The sequence below is a fragment of the Streptomyces sp. NPDC001868 genome, from assembly GCF_040297125.1.
Lineage (GTDB): Bacteria > Actinomycetota > Actinomycetes > Streptomycetales > Streptomycetaceae > Streptomyces.
Window position 1 is genome coordinate 17,407 of record NZ_JBEOYO010000001.1, and the last position, 18,648, is coordinate 36,054.

The window sequence follows — 18,648 nt, forward strand, 5'->3', positions numbered from 1 at the left end:
CTTCCGAGACCACCGGCGCCGTCGACAGCGGAAACGGGGGCGGGCAGTCTGTTCCGTACCCTGGCGGCATGCGCATGCGCCCCACTGTGAGCTGGACCCCGGCCGCGGACCTGCCGCCGGGCACCACGGATCTGGAGCCGGTCACCGGTGTGCTGAGCACTGGCGGTGTGCTGGTTCTCAGCGGGGCGGGCATCTCCACGGAGTCGGGCATCCCCGACTACCGCGGCGAGGGCGGGAGCCTGAGCCGGCACACTCCGATGACCTACCAGGACTTCACCGCCAACAATCAGGCCCGGCGCCGGTACTGGGCGCGCAGCCACCTCGGCTGGCGCACCTTCGGCCGCGCCCGCCCCAACGCCGGACACCGGGCCGTGGCCGCGTTCGCGCGGCACGGCCTGCTCTCGGGCGTGATCACCCAGAACGTCGACGGCCTGCACCAGGCCGCCGGCACCGAGGGCGTCGTGGAACTCCACGGCAGTCTGGCTCGGGTCGTCTGTCTTTCCTGCGGTGCCTTCAGCCCGCGCCGCGAGCTCGCCCGGCGGCTGGAGGAGGCCAATGCGGGCTTCGAGCCGGTGGCCGCCGGAATCAATCCGGACGGCGACGCCGACCTCACCGACGAACAGGTCGGGGACTTCCGCGTGCTGCCCTGCACGGTCTGCGGCGGCATCCTCAAACCGGACGTGGTGTTCTTCGGTGAAACCGTCCCGCCACCGCGGGTCGAACACTGTCGCGAACTGGTCCACGAGGCCGCCTCGCTGCTGGTCCTGGGTTCCTCGCTGACGGTGATGTCCGGGCTCCGGTTCGTCCGCCAGGCAGCCCAGGCCGGGAAGCCGGTGCTGATCGTCAATCGGGACCAGACCCGCGGCGACCGGCACGCTCTCACGCGGGTCGCACTCCCGCTGGGAGCCGCCCTCACCACCGTGGCCGGCCGACTGGGTATCCCCGTCGACGGTGAGGTGACGGCTCGGGCAGACGAGTGACGGTCGCTGGGCGTCAGTGAAGCGACCTTCGAGGTCCTGTTCTCCTCGCGCCGTGGCCAGGCAACCGTGTTCAGGGGCATGACACGCCCCCCACACACACCTACCGGCGGGTCACCTGCGTCGGCACACTCGAAGGCATGACACGTGAGCAGTCCGCCGGCGGGGCCACCGAGCTGGGCAGCTTCCTGCGCGCCCGTCGGCTCATTGGAGGGCACACAGGGACACCGGCTCCTCACGTACTACGCCGAGCCGGGCACCCCCGACCACGACGGCGTCGTACTCCTCGACATGCTCGGTTCGCGGCCGACGCCGCGCGAACCGGCCTCGTCCCCGGACGAAACCACCTCGCCGTCGATCTGATCCTTCGTCAGGACTGTGTGCGGCGCTGCTGCTCCGCGTTCGTGTCGGGATGTCCGGCGGGCTGCGGTGTGGTCATGGCGAGCAGAAGCATGGCGTCGCGGTCGGGGCTTCCGGGTTCGACGGTGTAGACGCCCAGGCGTTGGCCGGGGGTGCCTTCGAGGTGCATGCTCTGGCCGCTGAGGGTGAGGACGCCGACCTCGGGGCGGTGGGAGGTCTTCTGGAGAGTGGATGCCGTAGCCGCGCAGCGTCGCCGCCGGGCGGGGGCCATGACCCCGCGCGGCGGCGAGGTCCCATTCCCGGGTGGTCGCCGCGGCTGAGGGAGAAGAGGAGGATGACGAATGAGTGATGCGGATCACATTGAATGTCGTCGTTCATAAAGTGAATATTCCTTCACCAATGGCGCCGGTCTCGCCCGGAGTACACCCTCCTGCCTCCGGCCCAGCGTCGGCCGAAACATAGGAGTGGCCATGGCCTCCACACCCCTCCTCTTCCTGCACGGTTACTGGCACGGCTCCTGGTGCTGGAGCGAGGTCATTGCCAAGGTGACTGCGGCCGGTCGGCAAGCAGCCGCTGTGGACATGGCGGGGCACGGGCTGTACGCCCGCCGGCCCGAGTGTCTCTCCCGACGCCCTTTCGATCCTGACGCGGTCGCGACAGAGACCTCTCCGGTGGCACATGTCGGCCTGGACGACGCTGCCGCGCTTCTCGTCTCACAGATCAGAGAGGTCGGCCGTGGCGGTCCGGTCACCGTGGTGGCCCACAGCATGGGCGGCACAGTGCTGACACGGGCGGCTCAGCACGTGCCGGAGCTGATCGAACACATGGTGTACCTGACGGCGTTCATGCCGGCCTCGGACGTCCCGGCTCTCGCGTACATCCAGTCGGCGGACAACGAGGGCGAGCTCGTGGGGCCGTCGCTGCGCGCCGACCCCGCCGTGATCGGCGCTCTGCGCTTCGACCTCGCGTCGCAGGACGCCGCCTACCGGCAGCAGTTGCGCCAGGCGTTCTTCGGCGACGTGGATCCGGACGTCGCCGACGCCGCCCTCGGCCTGCTGTCCCCCGACGCCCCGGCCGGTATCGCGCTGGGTGCGACCACCCTGACCCGAGACGGCTGGGGATCGATTCCGCGCACCTACGTCACCTGCGCACAGGACATGGCGCTACACCCGGCGGTGCAGCGCAGGTTCATCACGGAGGCCGACGACGCTTTCCCGGACAACTCGACATCCGTGGTGGCACTGGACGCCTCCCACTCACCGTTCCTGTCGGTGCCGGGCCAGGTCGCGGACATCGTCACGAAGCTGGGCTGACACCAGGATTCGGCGAGGGCGCCCCATCTGTCGCACCCGCGACATGAGACGGCACCGGCGCCGCCGCGCTGCGTTGTGCGCTCGCCACCTTTCTGCCCCGTCGACAGACCGGCACCGTCCCGACAAACCCGTCGGCCAAGCCGCCGGAGCCCGCGAAGACCGCCCGGTAAGCAGTACTCAAGTAGTCATGGCCGCGACCCGATGTCACCGAGCGGCGGTCCGGATGAGCATCTCGTCTGGCGAGCGGACCGGGGTCCCCCGGGCCGCTGTACCGGCCGGTGGAGCGATGGCACCGCTCGTCCGTCACGCCGTGTGAGTGTCCATTCGGGCAGGCGTCAGTCCGAGTCCTCCTTCTTCCTGAGCTCGGCCCGCGACTCCCCGGTACTCGTCGGGCTCGATCCGGACCGGGTAGCCACTCAGCGAGGGAGTAATACGAGTGCGTCACGTCCAGCACCGCCAGGGCGTCCGGATCTCCCGGCTTCCACCGGCCGTCCGTGACGAGCGCTTCATGACCTCGCGGCGGCCGCGAGGGGCAGCGCCTGCTGACGGTCATCTGCCCGGGTAGCGGGTCGGTGGTTTCCTGGCGGCGGACGCAGATGGTGCTGCTGCACGGGCAGGGCATGTCCGTGGCGAAGATCGCCGAATTGCCGTTCGCGGTGCGGACACCACGAGGTCGAGAAGATCGTCAAGTCCAGGTCAGCCGAGCACGGTCCGAGAAGCTGTGCCGGTGCCCGAGCGAGTACGCGTCCGGGAAAGTCCCGGTTCGCGGCCGTGTTCCCAGTGCTTGGGTCCGGAGCGGTCCGCAGGTCAGGAGCCCGGCCTCAGTCGGCGTGTCCGACGCCGCGATCGGGGGCGCTCATGTCTCCTGTGCCGGGCGTGCCGTCGGCGAGTCCGTAGCGCAGATACACGGTGCCCTTGGGACCGGCTGCCGGTGGTTCGAGAAGCGTGAGGTTCGTGGGTACTTCGCCGCCGTCGAACACCTTCTTCCCCACTCCGAGCAGGATCGGGTGCACCCAGAGGTCGAGACGGTCGAAGAGTTTCTCACGCAGGAGGCTCTGCACCAGGTCCAGGCTCCCGACCACCTTCACGTGCTCGTGCCGGTCGCGGATCTCGCGCACCGCCGCGGCAAGATCCGGGCCGAGCTGCGTGGACCCGGCCCACGACAGGTCGGGCCTGCCGCGGGATGCCACGTACTTCGGGACACGGTTGAAGAGCGCGGCGATCTCGCCGTCCTCGCCGCCCTTCTGGTGGGGCCAGTAGGCAGCGAAGATGTCATACGTCCGCCGACCGAGCAGGAGGGCGTCCGTGCCCTCGTACGCGGCACCGACCTGTGCCCCGGCGACCTCGTCCAACAGGGGTGCCTGCCAGCCGCCGAACGGGAATCCGGCCGGGTCCTCGTCGGGGCCGCCGGGCGCCTGCCCGACAAGGTCGAGCGTCGCGAACAGTTCGATGTGGATGAGGCCCATGATTCTCTCCCGATGAGATGGTCGTCCCGGTCAAAAGGTAGACCCGCAGGAACCGGCGGACTCATCGCCGCGCGGGGGCCCGCCATCGTCACCGCTCGCGAAGAGACACGCCGGACCGCCTCCTGGCGTGACCCAGGCACACGGTCCCTGCGCGCTAGCGAGAGGCCGAGGCCCCCACCCGCGCGTCGCGGAACGGGGGCCGGAGAAGGTCTACGACGTCGTGGGCTTGTACTTCGACCCGACCGAGGGTGCGGTGGTGCTCTCGGTGGACGAGAAGTCGCAGATCAGGCCCTGGACCGGCCCCAGCCCGTGCTGCCGATAATGCCGGGCATGCCCGAGCGGCGCACCCAGGACTACGTCCGCAAGGTTCGACCACCTTGTTCGCCTCCTTCGACGTCGCCACCGGTGAGGTCCTCACCGCCCTGCACCGCCGACACCGGGCCGCGAAGTTCAAGAAGTTCCTGATCCGTATCGACAAGGAGGTGCCCGCACGCCTGCAGGTCCACCTGATCGCCCGATCGTCGACAACTACGGCATCCACAAAGCCCCTGCGATCAAAGCCCGGCTGCCAACACCCCCGTTTCAGGCTGCACTTCACCCCGGGCCGGCTCGTCCTGGAGGAGATGGGCGCAGGTGGCACAGCGTCACCTCCTCCTGCCGCTCCCCGCCCGGTTCGACACCCCGTCTACAGGCGCCGGCTGCGGGCGGCGACGAGCTTGCCCCCGGCGAATCCGTCCACGCGCACCGACTCGGCGGCCGTGGCCCCCGGAACCACGACTTCGGCCTGGCCGTCGGGGATGTCCACGGATGTGCGGGGCCGCTGATCGAGGTACACATCCACGCGATCGACGTTGGCCGTCTTGAGCTTGAGACGGAGCGAGCCGTCGGCCTGTGTGGCGTCCGTGATGGTCAACTCCCGTACCGGCTGCGCCTTGAGGAGTTCACCGGCACGTGCCATGAGGTCGACGTTGCCCTCCAGGAGGTCCCGGCGAGTCATGCGGTGACGTTCGTCCGGTACGACGCCGAGGTCCTCCAGGGGCGTACCGGCCCGGTCACCGACCCGCAGAGACCGGCGGATCGCCACACGCATGCCCGCTTCGTTCGGCAGGGGACGGTACGGCGAGGGGGTGACCGGGAAGAAGGTGATGATGTCGCCCTGCGCCCAGACATTGGCGCCGCCGGCTCCCGTGTTGTCGTCGGTGCCGAGCACGGTGCCGATCTTGTGGTCCTGGAATCCGGCGGCGAACATGTCGGTGGCGGAGTAGCAGCGGGCGTTGGTGATGAGGACGACCGGGCCGAAGTACTGCTGTCCGATGGCGTTGGCGGCGTCCTCCGGAGTGAGGGGCAGGCCGTCGGAGAAGGCGGCCCCGATCTCGATGGCCTGCTCCATGGATTTCACCCAGGGGCGGAGGCGGGGGCTGTTGCGACAGATCCGCAGATTGAGGGGGGTGTTGATGAACTGGAACGGTTCCGGCGTGATCCGACGTGGTGTCAGGGTCTGGAGGGTGAGCTCCGATGCCCAGACCAAACCGCCGCCGTTGTCACGCACGTCGACGATCAGACCGTTCTGGGGCAGTAGCCCGATGAGCCGGACGAACTCCTCGACGAAGGGGCCGGCGTCCGGGACGAAGAAGGTGTGGATACGGATATGACCGAAGGTGCCCGAGGGGGTCTGGACGGTGCGGGCGGTGAAGACATCCGGCATCATGCTGACGATCTCGCCCGCCGCGGAATCAGGGGATTCACCCGCCTCCACGGCCCGCTGCTGCGCGACGACGCGCGGCGCGAAGAGCATGACGTTGGCCCGGGAGATCTCGTCGCCCTCGTAGTCCATGCCCAAGAAAAGCGCGGCCTCACCGAGCGGGCCGGTCATCCGTGGGAGGTTCTCCACGATCTGCCAGTTCTCACGCAGCTCGTGCGCGGCGCCGTCTGTGCCTGTGTAGCTGACGGTCACCCACTCCTCGAACGGGGGCAGATGGGCCGAGAGGGAGCGCACCGTCAGTGACTGGATGCCTCGGCTGCGGCGCGCAGCCGTGTTGCTTCCGGCGAACCGGGCGGCGTTGAGCTCGACGGCCTGCTCGATGGGAATGCCACTCCAGTGGGTGATCTCGACGCCCGGTGCGAAGCCCGGTGCGGAGAAACCCTGGGTAATGCGCGTGACCAGGAAACGGGGCTTCGGTCCATCGGCGCACTCTTCGACCCGGAAGGGGAGGAAGGCGATCTTCTTGGCGAATGGCGCGGGCAGCTGGTAGTTGGTGTGCAGGTCCCGGACCGAGTGGAACACCTTGGACATCTCCGAGTGGAAGAGCCACTCGGGCGGCATGGTGTCGTCCGTCTGCTGCTCCAGCTGTCGGCGGATGAGGCGGAGCCGTTGTACGGGGTTGACCGCGTGCATCGCGATCTTCAGGGGCAGGTGTACGTAGTTCTGCTCCATCAGCACCAGGGCCTGATCGACGAGGAGCATCCTCTGCTCCAGCGTGAGCGCTCCGGCGCCCGCCAGGAAGGTTTCGAGTTGCGTGGCGGCCGCCAGATGCTCACGGACCGATGGGGCTGTTCGCGTGAGGTACTCGGCAGTGGCGTCGGTGGTGACTCGGCCCATGATGCCTCCGTTGATCGGTGTGAACTGTTCCCTGTCATCGGCCGGCTGCGCCCCGATCGATAGAGCCCACGAATCACTTCACCCGTCCAGCCTCCGCCACCTTGAAAACACAGGTCAAAGGGCTGGTGTGACCGGTGCTGTCGTCGCCGACATCTACGACCGCGTCATTGTGATGCGACGGTCCGGCGCCGTATCACCGCCGAGATGCGCGGCCGAGGCGGATGCGCCAGTGACCCGGAATGGAAAGCCGGGCGGCGCCTGCTGCGCACCTCCTCACCTGACGAGAACCGGCGCCGACCGCCACCAAGTCGGCCACGCCCGCTGCCAGGTGACCGTGGCCTTGGCACGGACCCATCTGACACGGCGCTGCCGACCTCAAGCCTGCGCGTGGCCGTATCGCGCCCTGGCTGAGGTCAGGTCGGGTTCGCCGAACCGGGCACGCAGACGGTCGAATGCGTGGACCTTGTCCACGCCGAACTTCTCCACGTGCGCGGCATAGGAGCCGGCGGTGAGGAACGTCGGGGGTGTCGTCTTGCTGTGGAACTTGTCCGCGTACATGACCAGTTGCTCTTCGATGGTCTCGGCCAGATAGTCGGCCTCGGGTATGGCGAGCTTCTGTTCGCGGACGTCGTGCCGGGTGAGACCAACTCCCGTGTGGCAGGAGCAGAAACGGCACAGGCGCTCCGGGAAGCCCTCCTCTTGGAGGATCTCGTGGCCGAGGACGCCGTGGCGGATGTAGTTGCGGTGATCGAGCCGACCGGCCTGGTCGTACAGCCGGTAGACGCCGATGTCGTGGAGCAGGGCGCCCACACGGACGAGGTCGGCGTCGAGGGGGAGGTCTGTCCGTGCCACAAGCTGTTCGGCGATGCCGCAGACGATTTCGCAGTGGGTGAAGACGAGATCCAGCGCCTCCCGCGACGGCGCGTACCGCTCGTGCAGCGCGCGTACCTCATCGACCGTCGGAAGGATCACTTCGGCAGCGTACCTGCCCACCCACAGGCGATCTGCCGCCCGCACAGCCAGCCGGGCGCCACGCAGGGCGTACCCCCGGCGGTGACCGTAGCAGGGCGAACCTTGCCTGATGCGGCACCAGTACCGGCGAACCTCCGACTTGCCTATCAGGAAAGCCAAGAGTAACTTTCCCAACAGGAAAGTAATCGGGGCGGGAGGGCGATGGCCGTGAGCAGGCCGGTGGATGCCGAACAGGCGTGGAAGGATCTCCAGCGCATCCGAGTGCCGCAGGAGCGGGTGTACGACGAGTTCGAGCACTCCGTGTCCGGCGGGCGCGGCATGACCTACGGCACGGCCGCGCTCATGTGGGTGTTCCTTGCCGGCGTGGGCATGGACCTGCCCCAGTGGGGCGTCGGACTGTTCGTGGCCGCCTACGCCGGGGTGTTGAGCGTGCTGGTCGTGATGAGCAGCCGCAGGGGCCGGATGCGACTGCACCACACCCGCTGCCCCGGGCGCATGTGGGCCGCGTTCGGTGCGGCGGCGGTGCTGGTCGGCGGGACGATCGTACTGGCGGACCACCTGACCGAGTCACTGGAGCCGATCTACGCCGGCCCCGTCCAGGCCACGGCCGCGGTGGCCGTGTACCTGCTCTCCCTCGGCCCCGCCAACCGCTGGGCGGCCGACTCGGTGCGGAGCACCGGCGAACCGACGGCCGACGAGGAGACGTGCCGATGAGCACCCCCGCCGCCTTCGACGAGCTGAGGCGCCCAGCGAGAGGAACCCCGACGCCGCACTGGAGCGGCTGGAAGAGGAAAACGAGCGGCTGAGCCGCCACCTGGACGACCTCGTGCGTACGCGGGACGCACTGGACGCGGCGATGGCCTCGGCACAGGCACATCACGAGGCCCTGCGGACTACGGCGCCCGACTGACCCGACACGGGTGGCCCGGACGCGTCGGCGCTCAGGCGCCGAGGCCATCACCGGCCTGGATCTCGTCGCCGAGCAACTCGCCGTCGCCGAGGGGCGATCCCTCTCCTTCGGGCAGGCGGACGTCCCCTTCTCCGGGCACTCCATCGAGTGCCGCATCAACGCCGAGGTCTGGGCCCGAGACTTCCGGCCGAGCCCGGGGACGGTGACCGAGGCGGTCTGGCCCCTCGGTGACGGCATCCGGATCGACACCCATCTCCAGGCGGGCGCGACCGTGCCGCCGTAATACGACTCCCTGCTGGCGAAGCTGATCGTCCACGGCCGGGACCGTGACGAGGCGGTGGCCCGGCTGCGTGGCGCCCTCGCGCGGTGCGCGATCGACGGGGTCAGCACCAACACCGCCTTGCATCAAGCGGTGCTGGCGGAAACCGACTTCGCGGAGGGCGGGCCCCGGTCCTGGACCGCGTGGGCTTCCGGGCCCTCGACTACACCTCCAGCACCCACATGGGCATGGCGGTACGGACCCACCGCGAGGATCCCTGGGAACGCATCCGGCTCACCCACCGGGCCATGCCCAACACCCCGTTGCAGTTCATCGGCACCGGCCTGCGCTTCATCTCCTGGGAGGTCGCCCACCCGGAGTTCATGCAGCTCGTCCACGACCGGCTGGTGGCCAACGGCGTCACCCGGTACGTCGTGCTCGACCCCATGCACGACATGGACGCCGTACGCGAGTCCGCGCGGTGATCCGCGCGGCCGGCGCCACGGAGATCGTCGGAGCGCTCGCCTACACCGTCAGCGACGTGCACGACGACGCCCACTACGGCTCCCTCGCCGCCCAGATGGCGGCCTGCCCGGACATCGACCGCGTCTACATCAAGGACCCCGGCGGACTGCCTGGGCGACCGACGCAACCACGGGCTCACCCCTCTCCCCGGAGCCCTGGAACTCACCGCCGCGCTCACCACCCGCTGCCTGCCTTGGCTCATCTTCACCAACGGCGCCACCCGTACGCCCGAGGAGTACGCGCGGACCCTGCGCCGGATCTGCTTCGACCTGCCCGACGAGGCCGTGCTCACCCCCGCCACCAGCGCCGTCGACCACTTTCTGGCCATGGGGCATCGCAGCGTGCTGGTGCTCGGCGGCGAGGGGGTGAAGGAACCGCTGCGCCGGGTCGGCATCGAGGTCATCGAGCCCAAGGAAAAGCCCGAGGCAGACGCCGTGCTGGCCGGCTGGTACCGCGAGTTCACATGGACGACCTGGAGGCGGCCTGCCATGCCGTCCTCGGCGGCGCCGCCCTGTACAGCTGCTCGCCGTCGGCATTCTTCGCCACGGCCGAGGGCAGGGCCCTGGCCACGTCCCGGGTCATCTGCGCCATGATCAGCCCAGCAGTGTCACGGGGGTCACCGAGCAGATCGTGGGCAAACCCTCACTGATCGGCCTGCGATGCGCCGCACAGCGGCTGGATGTCGCCCCGCAGGAACTCGCCGTCGTCGGAGACGACCCGGAACTGGAGATGGCGATGGCCCACGCCGTCGGCGCCCTCGCCATCGCGGTGGGCACCGGCATCCATCCGACGGACCGTCACACCGACCTGCCCCCCGGAGCACAGCCCGCACCTCACCCTCGACGGTCTCGGCCAACTCCTCGCACTCCTGCCCGCGACAGTCTGACCGGACCGCCCGTCTCTCGTCCCTCACCAGCCGCCGTGCACAGAGCGCCTCTTCCCGTCGACAGAGGCGCTCGGCCCGTTCCGTACACGCAGTTCGCGCGTCGCACGCCTCATAGCCCTGTTCAACATGGGCCGCTTCGGCACCCCCGGCCAGTTGCTCATCGCCCTGGCCGTCTCCCTGACACAGCTGGTCGCCTGGACCGCCGGGCTGTGGGGCGACGGTCAGCCGCAGTACGCCGCGCGCCCGGAACTCCTCATACCGCTCTCAGACCCGCCTAACCAAGACCGGACGACTCCGCAACGGGCTCGGGCGCCGGTCCCGGGAGGTCAGGAACATGCCGGCGCCTAAGCCGCCACAGCAGCGAGCCCGCGATCGCCGTCAGAGCGATCAGGGCGAGGGCAGGGCCGCCCAGTGTGAGGACGCGCTGGAGAGAGGTCGCGGCGGCGTATCCGACACCCGCTTCCGCCGCGGCCCACGCACAGGCGGCGACGACGCTGTACGGAGCGATGCGCCTGTAGGGCAGCCGGGTGGCGCCCGCGGAGTGCGGGGCGAGGGTACGCACCACCGGCAGGAAGCGGGCCACGAAGACCGCCCGGCCGCCGTGGCGTGCCATCAGTGTCTCGGCCCGACCCCAGGCGGCGTCCGGAACGCGACGGCCGAGGACGCCGCCGCGCAGCCGGTCACCGAGGTACCTGCCGGTGCGGTGGGCGAGGAAGTCACCCGCCACCACGGCAGCGGATGCGGCTGCGATGACGAGGAGAAGGTTGACCTGGCCGGTCCGGGCCAGCGCGCCGGCGGTCAGGAGCAGGGTCAGCGTCGGGACGAAAGCGCCGATGAGGAGGACCGACTCGGCCAGGACCGCGGCGGCCACCACCGTGTACGCCGCGGCCGGCGAGAGGTGGCCGAGGATGTCGGAGAGCGCGTTCACCGACTCACCCTGTCCAACCGCGGCGCGCGCTGGTCCGCGGAGACGAGGGGGCGTTGCAGATGCCAGACGTAGGCGGGGGGAAGGTTGCCCCACACCGTCCAGCGGCCCGTGGCGTAGGTGCGCTGGTAGGTGGCCATGATCTCGTCCACGGCGGCGTGGCGGCGGGCTTCGGCTCGCGATGCCGTCAGGGCGCGGGCCTTGCGGGTGCCGAGGTAGGCGAAGTAGGTCAGCGTGCCGCCGGGGTGGAGGAGTTCCAGGTAGCGGGCCATGATGCGCTCGACCTGCGTGGGCGTGAAGTTGGTGAGGGGCAGCCCGGAGACGATGACGTCGTACCGCTGGTCGGTGTCGAGCTGCTCGACGTAGGCCTGATGCACCCGCACCTGCGCGGACGTGGCTGTCAGGTGCGGGTGTGTGGTGACGAGACCGCGCAGTCGCGCGGCGAACCGCGGGTTGGCCTCGACGATGTCCAGGCGGCTGCCCCGGGACAGCTGCGGTATCAGGGCCCGGGTGATCGGACCGGTGCCCGCGCCGGCTTCCAGGACTGCCAGCGGGTGGGGCGCCCGAGCCCGTACGGGGTCGGTGAGCACACGGGCCAGGGCCCTGCCGCTGGGGGCTATGGCACCCGTGGTGCGCAGATCACGGGCCGCTTCGATCAGGAACATCCAGCCTTCGGCGTTGCGCTGCGTTTCGGCGTTGCGCTGCGTAAGGACACGGTCGTGGGAACTGGTCCGGTCGTTCATGGAATCGACGCTAGAAAGCCCCGCCCGGCATGGGATCCGCCGTTCTGCGACGGCTTCCCCCTACGAAAGTAGGGGGTGGGCATCATCGATGGTCGGGCGGAACAGCGCACCGGTCTGCCTAGGATGGCGCAGGTGAGCAGCAGAGAAAGCCGCACATGGGCGGCCTACGGGCGTGGGGCTCTCGTGGCCCTGTGCGTGCTGGCTGCCGTGCTCAACGACTTGGCGGTCCAAGGGGGCTACCTGGCTCTCGTCACAGCCACGGCGCTGGTGTGCGGAGTGGCCCTGCTCGTGCCCCGGCTGCGATGGCCCGTCGCGCCGTTGTTGGTCACCGTGGCCACGGCATGGTGGGGAGCGTTGCTACTGCCCATGCTGGCGGTCGTCCTGTACGACCTGGCCGTGGACCGCCGGGCGCGGACGGCGGTGGGCTGTGGTGTCGCCGCGCTGGGCGCCAACCTGCTTCTCGGCTACCGGGCCACCTCCCTGTGGACGGACCAGTCCTACGCGTCCACAGTGCTCCTGCCGGTCCTGGCCGTGCTCGTCGGACTGTGGCTGGGCAGTCGGCGCCGTCTGCTCCTGGCGCTGGCAGCCGACGTCGAGCACCTGAGCGTCGAGGCGCGGCTGCGCGAGGAGGCGGCCCGCATCGCGGAACGGTCCCGTATCGCCGCCGAGATGCACGACGTCCTGGCCCATCGCCTGAGCCTGATCGCCCTGCACACCGGTGTCCTGGCCACCAGGAGCGACACACTGCCCGCACCGGTCGCCGAACGCCTCGGACTGCTGCGTACGACGTCCGTGGAAGCCCTCACCGATCTGCGCGACGTTCTCGGTGTGCTGCGCGACCCCGACGCCACGCCGACCGGCGCCGCCCTCACGCCGGTGATGAGGGAAGTAGGAGAACTGGCCGACGAGGCCCGCGCCGCCGGCCAGCACATCGAGCTGACCACCGACGGCCTTCCCGAGCAGGCTCCCACCACACATCGTCTGGCCGTGTACCGCATCGTCCAGGAAGCACTGACCAATGCCCGCAAGCACGCCGACGGCGCTCCGGTGACCGTGCGCGTCGACTACGGGCCGCCCGCCACCCTCGTCGAGGTCACCAACCCCCCGGGCACTCCCCGCACGGACACCGTCGGCAGCGGGTACGGACTCATCGGCCTGCGTGAACGCGTCACCGCCCTCGGCGGACACCTGAGCTCCGGACCGGCCGGCGGGGGTGCCTGGCGGCTGGCGGCACGCATCCCCCACCCCGCCGGCACCGAACAGAACGGCACCGAACAGAACGGCACCCGCACATGATCCGCACCATGATCGTCGACGACGACGCCCTGGTCCGCCTCGGCCTGGCCGACCTCCTGGACGGCGACCCCGGCATCGAGGTCGTCGCCCAGGCCCCCGACGGCCTGAAGGCCATCGAACAGGCCACCGCCCACCACATCGACGTCGCCCTCGTCGACGTACGCATGCCCCGCATGGACGGCATCACCGCCACCGCCCGTCTGAGAGCCCTTCCCCACCCGCCGAAGGTGATCATCCTGACCACCTTCGACCTCGACGAGTACGTCTACAACGCCCTCGCCGCCGGAGCCGACGGCTTCCTGCTCAAGGACACCGACCCCGCCGAAATACTGCGCGCCGTCCACCTGGTGGCCGCCGGCTCGGCCATGCTGCACCCCACCGCGGCCCGCCGTCTCATCGACCGCTACCACGCGGCCAACCAGCCCCAGGCAACCGCCGCCAAGGCCCGGCTCGACCGGCTCACCCCCCGCGAACGCGACGTACTCACCCTCCTCGCCCACGGCGACACCAACGCCGATATCGCCACCCGACTCGCCATGCGCGAGAGCACCGTCAAGGCCCACGTCAGCCGTGTCCTGACAGCACTGGAAGTCACCAACCGCGTCCAGGCCGCCCTCGTGGCCCGCGACGCGGGACTCACCACCTGACGAGCGAGCGTCCGCCCGCCGCCCGCCGCCCGAAGAGGAACTGGACACCGGCCGTCAGCCGACCTGCCGTTGAACGATCGTCCCGATCCGCCAAACGCTTCCTCGTCACCACCATGACTGAGCACGAGCTCGACGACGCACTCACGTAGCGCAGCAGGCGCTGCATCGGCCCGGGCCGCGCAGGCCCGCCTGTTCGGCCATCTGCCGGCAGTTCTTCCGCTCGACGCTCGACAACAGCCCGAGCAGGTACGCGCGGGCTGCGGGCCGGGGCTCAACCTGCCCGAACCTGCCCGCGACACGAAGCCACACTGGGACGGTTCAGACCTGGACGAGCACGGTGCACCAGACCTCGTTGTTGTCGCCGATGCCGCAGTCGGCGATCTCCCCGCTCCGGATCTTCGTCCAGACACCCTTCTTCCGCCAGTTCCACGTGCCGACGCGGGTGAACCGCTCGTGGTAGCCGTGGGAGGCGAAGGTGAAGGCGTCGACGTCCTGGCCGGTGCCGTTGCCGCCTATCGTCCCCCTGTTGAACGACTGCTGGTCACATGCGGTCTGGTCCCACTTGCTCTTGGTGCCACCGTCGATGTTCCACACGTCGCACAGGTGCGGGCCGCTGTTCAGCTTCATCGTGTAGTGCATCGGCTTGCCGGTCCTGTTCTTCACCGCGCCGCAGAGGTACTTGCGGGGACCTCCGCAGTCATCGGCGGAGGCGGTCGTAGCCCCCGCGACGACCATTCCGGACGCCATGAGGACAGCGGTGCCCATGGCCAAGGCAGTTCGGTTCGTTCGGGACATCATCATGCGAATGCGGTTCCATTCCTGTGTACGTGCCGACTCGGCCCGCGCCCGGCGTGACCGTCGGCAGGGAGCAGGAGCGGCACCGCGCCGCTCCCCGACTGCTCCTGCGCGGGTCAGCATCGGGTTCCTCGCCGAAGGATGGCAAGCGCACCGGCGTCGCCTGGGACGCTGGGATGAACGACCCACTGTGACCTGGACGTTTCTCCGGTCTCTGGGACGGCGCTGGTATGCGGGCCGACCTTGGGCCGGGCCCGCCGTCGCGTCAGCCGCCGCGTCAGCCGAGGGGGAAGGTCGTGGATCGCCACCGCCAGGTTGTACCCGGCCGACTCGCACCCGGGTCGGCGAGGATGTCCCGCGGACTGGCCTCGTCGGTGAACCGCAGTGGCCGGACGGTCTGCGGCGGGCGTCCCTCGCTACCTACCGATCCGGCCCTCACTGGCATGTCACGAACCGCCTTCGAGTACTTGGTGGCGATCTCGGAGCCTTTCTGGGACGCCTTGTGGTGTCATCAGCTGCGCGGGCCGTTCTGGGCGCGCTGCCCCATCCGCTCCCAGAACCGTCGCAGGCCGGCCAGATCCGTGTGCCGCTGCCATGGGGCTTCGGGCCGGAGGAGGGACCAGGACCGGGACAGCAGGGTGAGCTGCGCCCGGCAGAAGGCTTCGCTCAGTTCTACGCGCTGGCTGTCCAGCCCTTTCGGCGGGTAGGGGCACAACTCGAATGCGCAGTCGTCACGGCAGTTGGACCCGGCTTGGGATGCGGCGGTGCCCACGGCGGAACGGCTCGGGTCGAGCGGGCGGCGGTCCCGGGTCAGGCAGGGCGGCAGGTCTGGCCTGGCGGTGTGGCGCAGTCGTCGGGCTCGGTCCTGGGGCCAGTCCCCTCGTTCCGCAAGGTTGAGCAGCAGCATGGCGTCGGCGAGAAGCTGCTGGGCACGTGGATGCAGGGTGCTCCATCCGGTGGAGGGCGGGATCCACAGTTGATGCTTGCGTACTTCTCCGCCTGCGGCTGTCTGCGAACCGACGACGGCGGCCACGCCGGATTCGTCGATCCACAGGAATTTGTCTGGCCGACGGGTTTTCAGGGCCCAGACGCAGAGCTCGGCAGCTGCCTCGACGAAGGGGTGCTGCGGTGTTGCGTCCGGTAGGACGAGCCACTGGCGGACCTGTTGCGTGGGGTCGGAGCCGTGCTCTCCGGGGACGGGGCTTGTCGTGGCGTGGTCGGGGAGGTCCCACAGCGTGAGCGCGTGCAACAGTGTGATGCGGGTGAACCAGAACCGGGCGCGTTTGAGCATGTCCCATGCCTGCTCGCTGAGGTATTCACGTGCTTGTGGGTGGGCGTGCGGGTGCCGGTGACGGCGGTTGGCCGCGTATTTGAAACCTTGGGCGAGGGCGATTTCCAGCGGTAGATCGAGGGCAGACGCGCCGTTCGTATCGGGGGCGCCCACCCGTCGCACCCAGCTCTCGAGGATGTCGTAGGGGGTGTTGTTGTGGCGGCGGGTGGTGACGGAACCTACGAGCAGGGGGACCAGCCACGCACACAGAGTGTTGTCCCTCCATTTCCGTTCCTCCTCCTCGCGTTCCTCCTCTTCGCGCCTGAGTGCGTCGCGCCGTTGTGCCTGTCGTTCTCGTGTTTCCCGTCGGGTGCGTGCGATGGTGCCTTCGCTCCTGCGGTGCTCTCTGCTCTCCTGCTCGAGGACGGCCTCAGGCTGCTGGCTTTCCCACAGGGCGACCATCCACTCCGGTTCGCGTTCCATCGGCGGTTCCTGGACGAGTTCAGGTCCGCGCAGGCGGGGCTCGAGAATCTCGAAGGCGTTGTCACCTCCTGACCCAATCTCCTGTGCGATGGCCAGGCGGACACGGTACGACCGTTCGAGGCGTGCGATCTCGAAGAGTTCCGGGTAAGCGGGTTGCATGGTCTTTCGGCCGGCCACGGTACGCATGGCCTCGCCGAAGCGGGAGACGAGGAGTGTCTTTGCCGCCACGAGCGTGTCCGGGTCGTGGGCGCGCAGGTCCGACCAGGACGTGGTCAGCTGCATGGCGATACGGTGCTGCTGAGGTTCGGCGTCGACGCTGTCGATTTCGAGCGCCGCGGCGTACATCTGAATCGCCTTGGTGTGCAGGGTGCGCCCGAAGACGTATTGCGGATCAGCCGGGTCGCGGGGCAAGGCGTCCGGCCTGCCGCCCCGGTGGGCCTGCGCCCGACCGGCCGAGCGCAGGAGGAGATCGCGCGCGGCAGACACCGGGCACCAGGCGTCGCCGTCCGCGTGGGCCTCTCCATGCGGGCAGGACCCGTCCAGTGTGCGGGAATAGAGCACCAGGGCGATCAATAGCTCCCGTCCCGGGTTCTCCAGCGCTGCCGGGAAGTACGAGCCTGGCGTCGACTCTTCGGGTACGTCCGGATGGATCACCGCGTTCATGAACCGGGCACCGAGGTGGGCCTGGATCACGCTGTGCTGGAAGCGGGCCTGGTTTCCGTTGACGAGTTCTACCAAATCCATGCGCATGGCCCAGTGAGCGGCGAGGCGGACATCGAGCCGGCTGCCCTGAACGCGCCGTGCCAGTTCTGCGACGATCTCCGGGAAGCGGGACTGAGTCGGGTCCTGCTCATGAACGACGTCGGCGAAGCGGGCCTCGGAGGAATCGTCGGCCAAACCCACGCAGGCGAGCGCGGAAAGATAGTCGAGTGTGGCTTGACGCTCGTCCGGGTCGAGCGTGATGTCAGGCAGCAGACGTCCGGCGACAAGGGCGCGGAGCCAGGTGTCGAGCAGATGGAAGCGGAGCCCCGCCCGATCGGCCCCGCGGGTTTCCACGCCCTCTTCGCCGAAGTGGCCGGTGAGGGCACGCTCGAGCAGACCATGCTCGTGGAGGTCGTGGGCGACCTGCAGATAGGTCGGGGCTTCGGCGATGCCGGCTTTCTCAACGATCCAGTCGAGCCGCTGGCGGTCCTCCGTCGTATTGCCTGAAGAGATATAGGTGAGGGCCGCCTCCTCACTCAGCGGCTCAAGAGCGGTCAGCGAGGCATCGAGCCCGCGCAGCGAGTCGTGCGGACGTGAGGTGATGATCAACGGCAGCCGCTCGTCGTTGGCGCGACGGATCGCCAGTCTGATGACGGTGTCGCGCTGCTGGGCCAGCTCCTCCCCCGCCAGGGCGTCCTCGAGGCCGTCTGCCAGGACGACGATGCGTCCCTGCTGGCACAGCCGTCGCCACACTTTCTCGGCCTCGCCGCTGGAGCGAATGTGTCCCTGCACCTCGCGGCAGAAACGATCGAACGCCAACTGTCGAAAATCCAGGTCACTCGTCGTGCCGCGCAGCTGCAACGGGACCGGCACGGCGCCCCGTCTCGCCAGTTGCTCCGTCAGCAGGACCATCAGCGCGGTCTTGCCGGTGCCGATCCCGCCGATGACAACGTGGGTGCGGCGGAAGCGGCTGTCCCGCAAGTCCTCCATGAGAACCTCGCACAGCTGGTCGCGGCCGACCACCCGGCCGAAGATGCCGCCTGCCGTTTCGACCAGGTCCTGGGGAGCCTCCACGGCCTTCCTGAGGTAGGCCCTGCTCACCAGCGTGAATCGGAAGACGAGGTAGGTGATCGTGGCCAGCGCCAGCGTGAGGAACGGCATGAAGACGCTTTGCAGGATGCTGCAGGACAACTGGCTGTCGTTGCACCGCTGCCCGGCCCACTGGACGGGCGACCAGGACCGGTCCGCGACACTCAGCGTCACGATGGCCGTGACCACCAGGCACAGCAGGGCGAGCGCGCCCAGCAACGTCAGGGCGAGGAGGGGGAAGTACCAGCGGCCTCTGCGCCCTCGCCACGTGCGGGCGCGGTCGTAGCCCCGTTCCATCAGCCGTTGTGAGAAAGCCCTGTCGAGGTTCACCCGAGAGTGATTCCACGCCGGCCGCGGAATGTAGCCGTCGCGCCGCGTCTTCGACACCTCGCGCGCCGGCATTCACCCAATCGAAGCTGGCGGAGGCTCAG

At 69.3% G+C, this 18,648-nt stretch carries 17 protein-coding genes and 5 pseudogenes; 12 read left to right on the forward strand and 10 right to left on the reverse strand.

The genetic code is table 11. The features are described from left to right. Positions 1 to 68 precede the first annotated feature (68 nt). Positions 69 to 980 carry an NAD-dependent protein deacetylase gene (locus ABT147_RS00090; RefSeq protein WP_351401003.1) on the forward strand — a complete coding sequence of 304 codons (912 nt, stop codon included), beginning with the start codon at positions 69 to 71 and terminating at the stop codon, positions 978 to 980. Positions 981 to 1,184: 204 nt separating this feature from the next. Continuing rightward, positions 1,185 to 1,340, forward strand: coding sequence for a hypothetical protein (locus tag ABT147_RS00095; RefSeq protein WP_351401005.1), 156 nt, complete (start codon positions 1,185 to 1,187; stop codon positions 1,338 to 1,340). A 7-nt stretch (positions 1,341 to 1,347) separates the two neighbouring features. Here ABT147_RS00095 and ABT147_RS00100 read toward each other — a convergent pair whose 3' ends face one another. Continuing rightward, the gene (locus tag ABT147_RS00100) at positions 1,348 to 1,680 is read right to left on the reverse strand and encodes an MmyB family transcriptional regulator (RefSeq protein WP_351401916.1); all 333 of its coding nucleotides are present in this window, start codon (positions 1,678 to 1,680) and stop codon (positions 1,348 to 1,350) included. Positions 1,681 to 1,807: 127 nt separating this feature from the next. Here ABT147_RS00100 and ABT147_RS00105 point away from each other — a divergent pair, with 127 nt between their 5' ends. Both ABT147_RS00105 and ABT147_RS00110 read left to right on the forward strand, forming a co-directional pair. Then, positions 1,808 to 2,650 (forward strand): alpha/beta fold hydrolase, encoded by an 843-nt coding sequence (locus ABT147_RS00105; RefSeq protein ID WP_351401007.1) that lies wholly within the window; start codon positions 1,808 to 1,810, stop codon positions 2,648 to 2,650. A 539-nt stretch (positions 2,651 to 3,189) separates the two neighbouring features. Further along, positions 3,190 to 3,303, forward strand: a pseudogene (locus ABT147_RS00110) (IS630 family transposase); the annotation flags it as partial. 168 nt (positions 3,304 to 3,471) lie between these two features. On the opposite strand, the gene ABT147_RS00115 reads toward ABT147_RS00110, so the two are convergent. Continuing rightward, positions 3,472 to 4,116, reverse strand: a complete 645-nt coding sequence (locus ABT147_RS00115; RefSeq protein WP_351401009.1) for a dihydrofolate reductase family protein — start codon at positions 4,114 to 4,116, stop codon at positions 3,472 to 3,474. 202 nt (positions 4,117 to 4,318) lie between these two features. Here ABT147_RS00115 and ABT147_RS00120 point away from each other — a divergent pair. Then, a pseudogene (locus ABT147_RS00120) lies at positions 4,319 to 4,718 on the forward strand (transposase); the annotation flags it as partial. 83 nt (positions 4,719 to 4,801) lie between these two features. Here ABT147_RS00120 and ABT147_RS00125 read toward each other — a convergent pair. Both ABT147_RS00125 and ABT147_RS00130 read right to left on the reverse strand, forming a co-directional pair. Next, complete coding sequence (locus ABT147_RS00125; RefSeq protein WP_351401011.1) at positions 4,802 to 6,715, reverse strand: S41 family peptidase; 1,914 nt, start codon at positions 6,713 to 6,715, stop codon at positions 4,802 to 4,804. 375 nt (positions 6,716 to 7,090) lie between these two features. Then, positions 7,091 to 7,687, reverse strand: coding sequence for an HD domain-containing protein (locus ABT147_RS00130; protein ID WP_351401013.1), 597 nt, complete (start codon positions 7,685 to 7,687; stop codon positions 7,091 to 7,093). Between the two features lie 201 nt (positions 7,688 to 7,888). Here ABT147_RS00130 and ABT147_RS00135 point away from each other — a divergent pair, with 201 nt between their 5' ends. The 4 genes and pseudogenes from ABT147_RS00135 to ABT147_RS00150 all read left to right on the forward strand — a co-directional run. Continuing rightward, on the forward strand, positions 7,889 to 8,401 hold the full coding sequence (locus ABT147_RS00135) for a hypothetical protein (RefSeq protein ID WP_351401014.1): 513 nt from the start codon (positions 7,889 to 7,891) through the stop codon (positions 8,399 to 8,401). Between the two features lie 206 nt (positions 8,402 to 8,607). Beyond that, positions 8,608 to 9,027, forward strand: a pseudogene (locus ABT147_RS00140) (acetyl-CoA carboxylase biotin carboxylase subunit); the annotation flags it as partial. A 32-nt stretch (positions 9,028 to 9,059) separates the two neighbouring features. Further along, positions 9,060 to 9,341 carry a hypothetical protein gene (locus tag ABT147_RS00145; protein ID WP_351401016.1) on the forward strand — a complete coding sequence of 94 codons (282 nt, stop codon included), beginning with the start codon at positions 9,060 to 9,062 and terminating at the stop codon, positions 9,339 to 9,341. A 228-nt stretch (positions 9,342 to 9,569) separates the two neighbouring features. Then, positions 9,570 to 9,719: pseudogene (locus ABT147_RS00150) on the forward strand (HAD family hydrolase); the annotation flags it as partial. 121 nt (positions 9,720 to 9,840) lie between these two features. Here ABT147_RS00150 and ABT147_RS00155 read toward each other — a convergent pair. Beyond that, positions 9,841 to 9,963: a hypothetical protein gene (locus tag ABT147_RS00155; protein ID WP_351401018.1), complete on the reverse strand. Its 123-nt coding sequence runs from the start codon at positions 9,961 to 9,963 to the stop codon at positions 9,841 to 9,843. A gap of 48 nt (positions 9,964 to 10,011) precedes the next feature. Between ABT147_RS00155 and ABT147_RS00160 the strand changes: the two genes are divergently transcribed. Further along, positions 10,012 to 10,545, forward strand: a complete 534-nt coding sequence (locus tag ABT147_RS00160) for an HAD hydrolase-like protein (protein ID WP_351401020.1) — start codon at positions 10,012 to 10,014, stop codon at positions 10,543 to 10,545. Here the strand turns inward: ABT147_RS00160 and ABT147_RS00165 are convergent. Together ABT147_RS00165 and ABT147_RS00170 are read right to left on the reverse strand one after the other, a co-directional pair. After that, positions 10,542 to 11,195 carry a DedA family protein gene (locus ABT147_RS00165; RefSeq protein ID WP_351401022.1) on the reverse strand — a complete coding sequence of 218 codons (654 nt, stop codon included), beginning with the start codon at positions 11,193 to 11,195 and terminating at the stop codon, positions 10,542 to 10,544. The two genes, ABT147_RS00160 and ABT147_RS00165, sit on opposite strands and share 4 nt — an antisense overlap. After that, the gene (locus ABT147_RS00170; RefSeq protein ID WP_351401025.1) at positions 11,192 to 11,935 is read right to left on the reverse strand and encodes a class I SAM-dependent methyltransferase; all 744 of its coding nucleotides are present in this window, start codon (positions 11,933 to 11,935) and stop codon (positions 11,192 to 11,194) included. Before ABT147_RS00170 ends, ABT147_RS00165 begins: the two co-directional genes overlap by 4 nt. Before the next feature lie 123 nt (positions 11,936 to 12,058). On the opposite strand from ABT147_RS00170, the gene ABT147_RS00175 reads away from it, so the two are divergent. Together ABT147_RS00175 and ABT147_RS00180 are read left to right on the forward strand one after the other, a co-directional pair. After that, positions 12,059 to 13,231 carry a sensor histidine kinase gene (locus ABT147_RS00175; protein WP_502983016.1) on the forward strand — a complete coding sequence of 391 codons (1,173 nt, stop codon included), beginning with the start codon at positions 12,059 to 12,061 and terminating at the stop codon, positions 13,229 to 13,231. Then, positions 13,228 to 13,878 (forward strand): response regulator, encoded by a 651-nt coding sequence (locus tag ABT147_RS00180; protein WP_351401029.1) that lies wholly within the window; start codon positions 13,228 to 13,230, stop codon positions 13,876 to 13,878. Before ABT147_RS00175 ends, ABT147_RS00180 begins: the two co-directional genes overlap by 4 nt. Positions 13,879 to 14,023: 145 nt before the next feature. Here ABT147_RS00180 and ABT147_RS47240 read toward each other — a convergent pair. The 3 genes and pseudogenes from ABT147_RS47240 to ABT147_RS00190 form a co-directional block, all read right to left on the reverse strand. Continuing rightward, positions 14,024 to 14,187: pseudogene (locus ABT147_RS47240) on the reverse strand (IS701 family transposase); the annotation flags it as partial. Between the two features lie 9 nt (positions 14,188 to 14,196). Beyond that, a complete protein-coding gene (locus ABT147_RS00185; RefSeq protein ID WP_351401032.1) occupies positions 14,197 to 14,643 on the reverse strand; it encodes a hypothetical protein in 447 nt (148 codons plus the stop codon). A 541-nt stretch (positions 14,644 to 15,184) separates the two neighbouring features. Beyond that, complete coding sequence (locus ABT147_RS00190; protein ID WP_351401034.1) at positions 15,185 to 18,619, reverse strand: NACHT domain-containing protein; 3,435 nt, start codon at positions 18,617 to 18,619, stop codon at positions 15,185 to 15,187. Positions 18,620 to 18,648 lie beyond the last annotated feature (29 nt).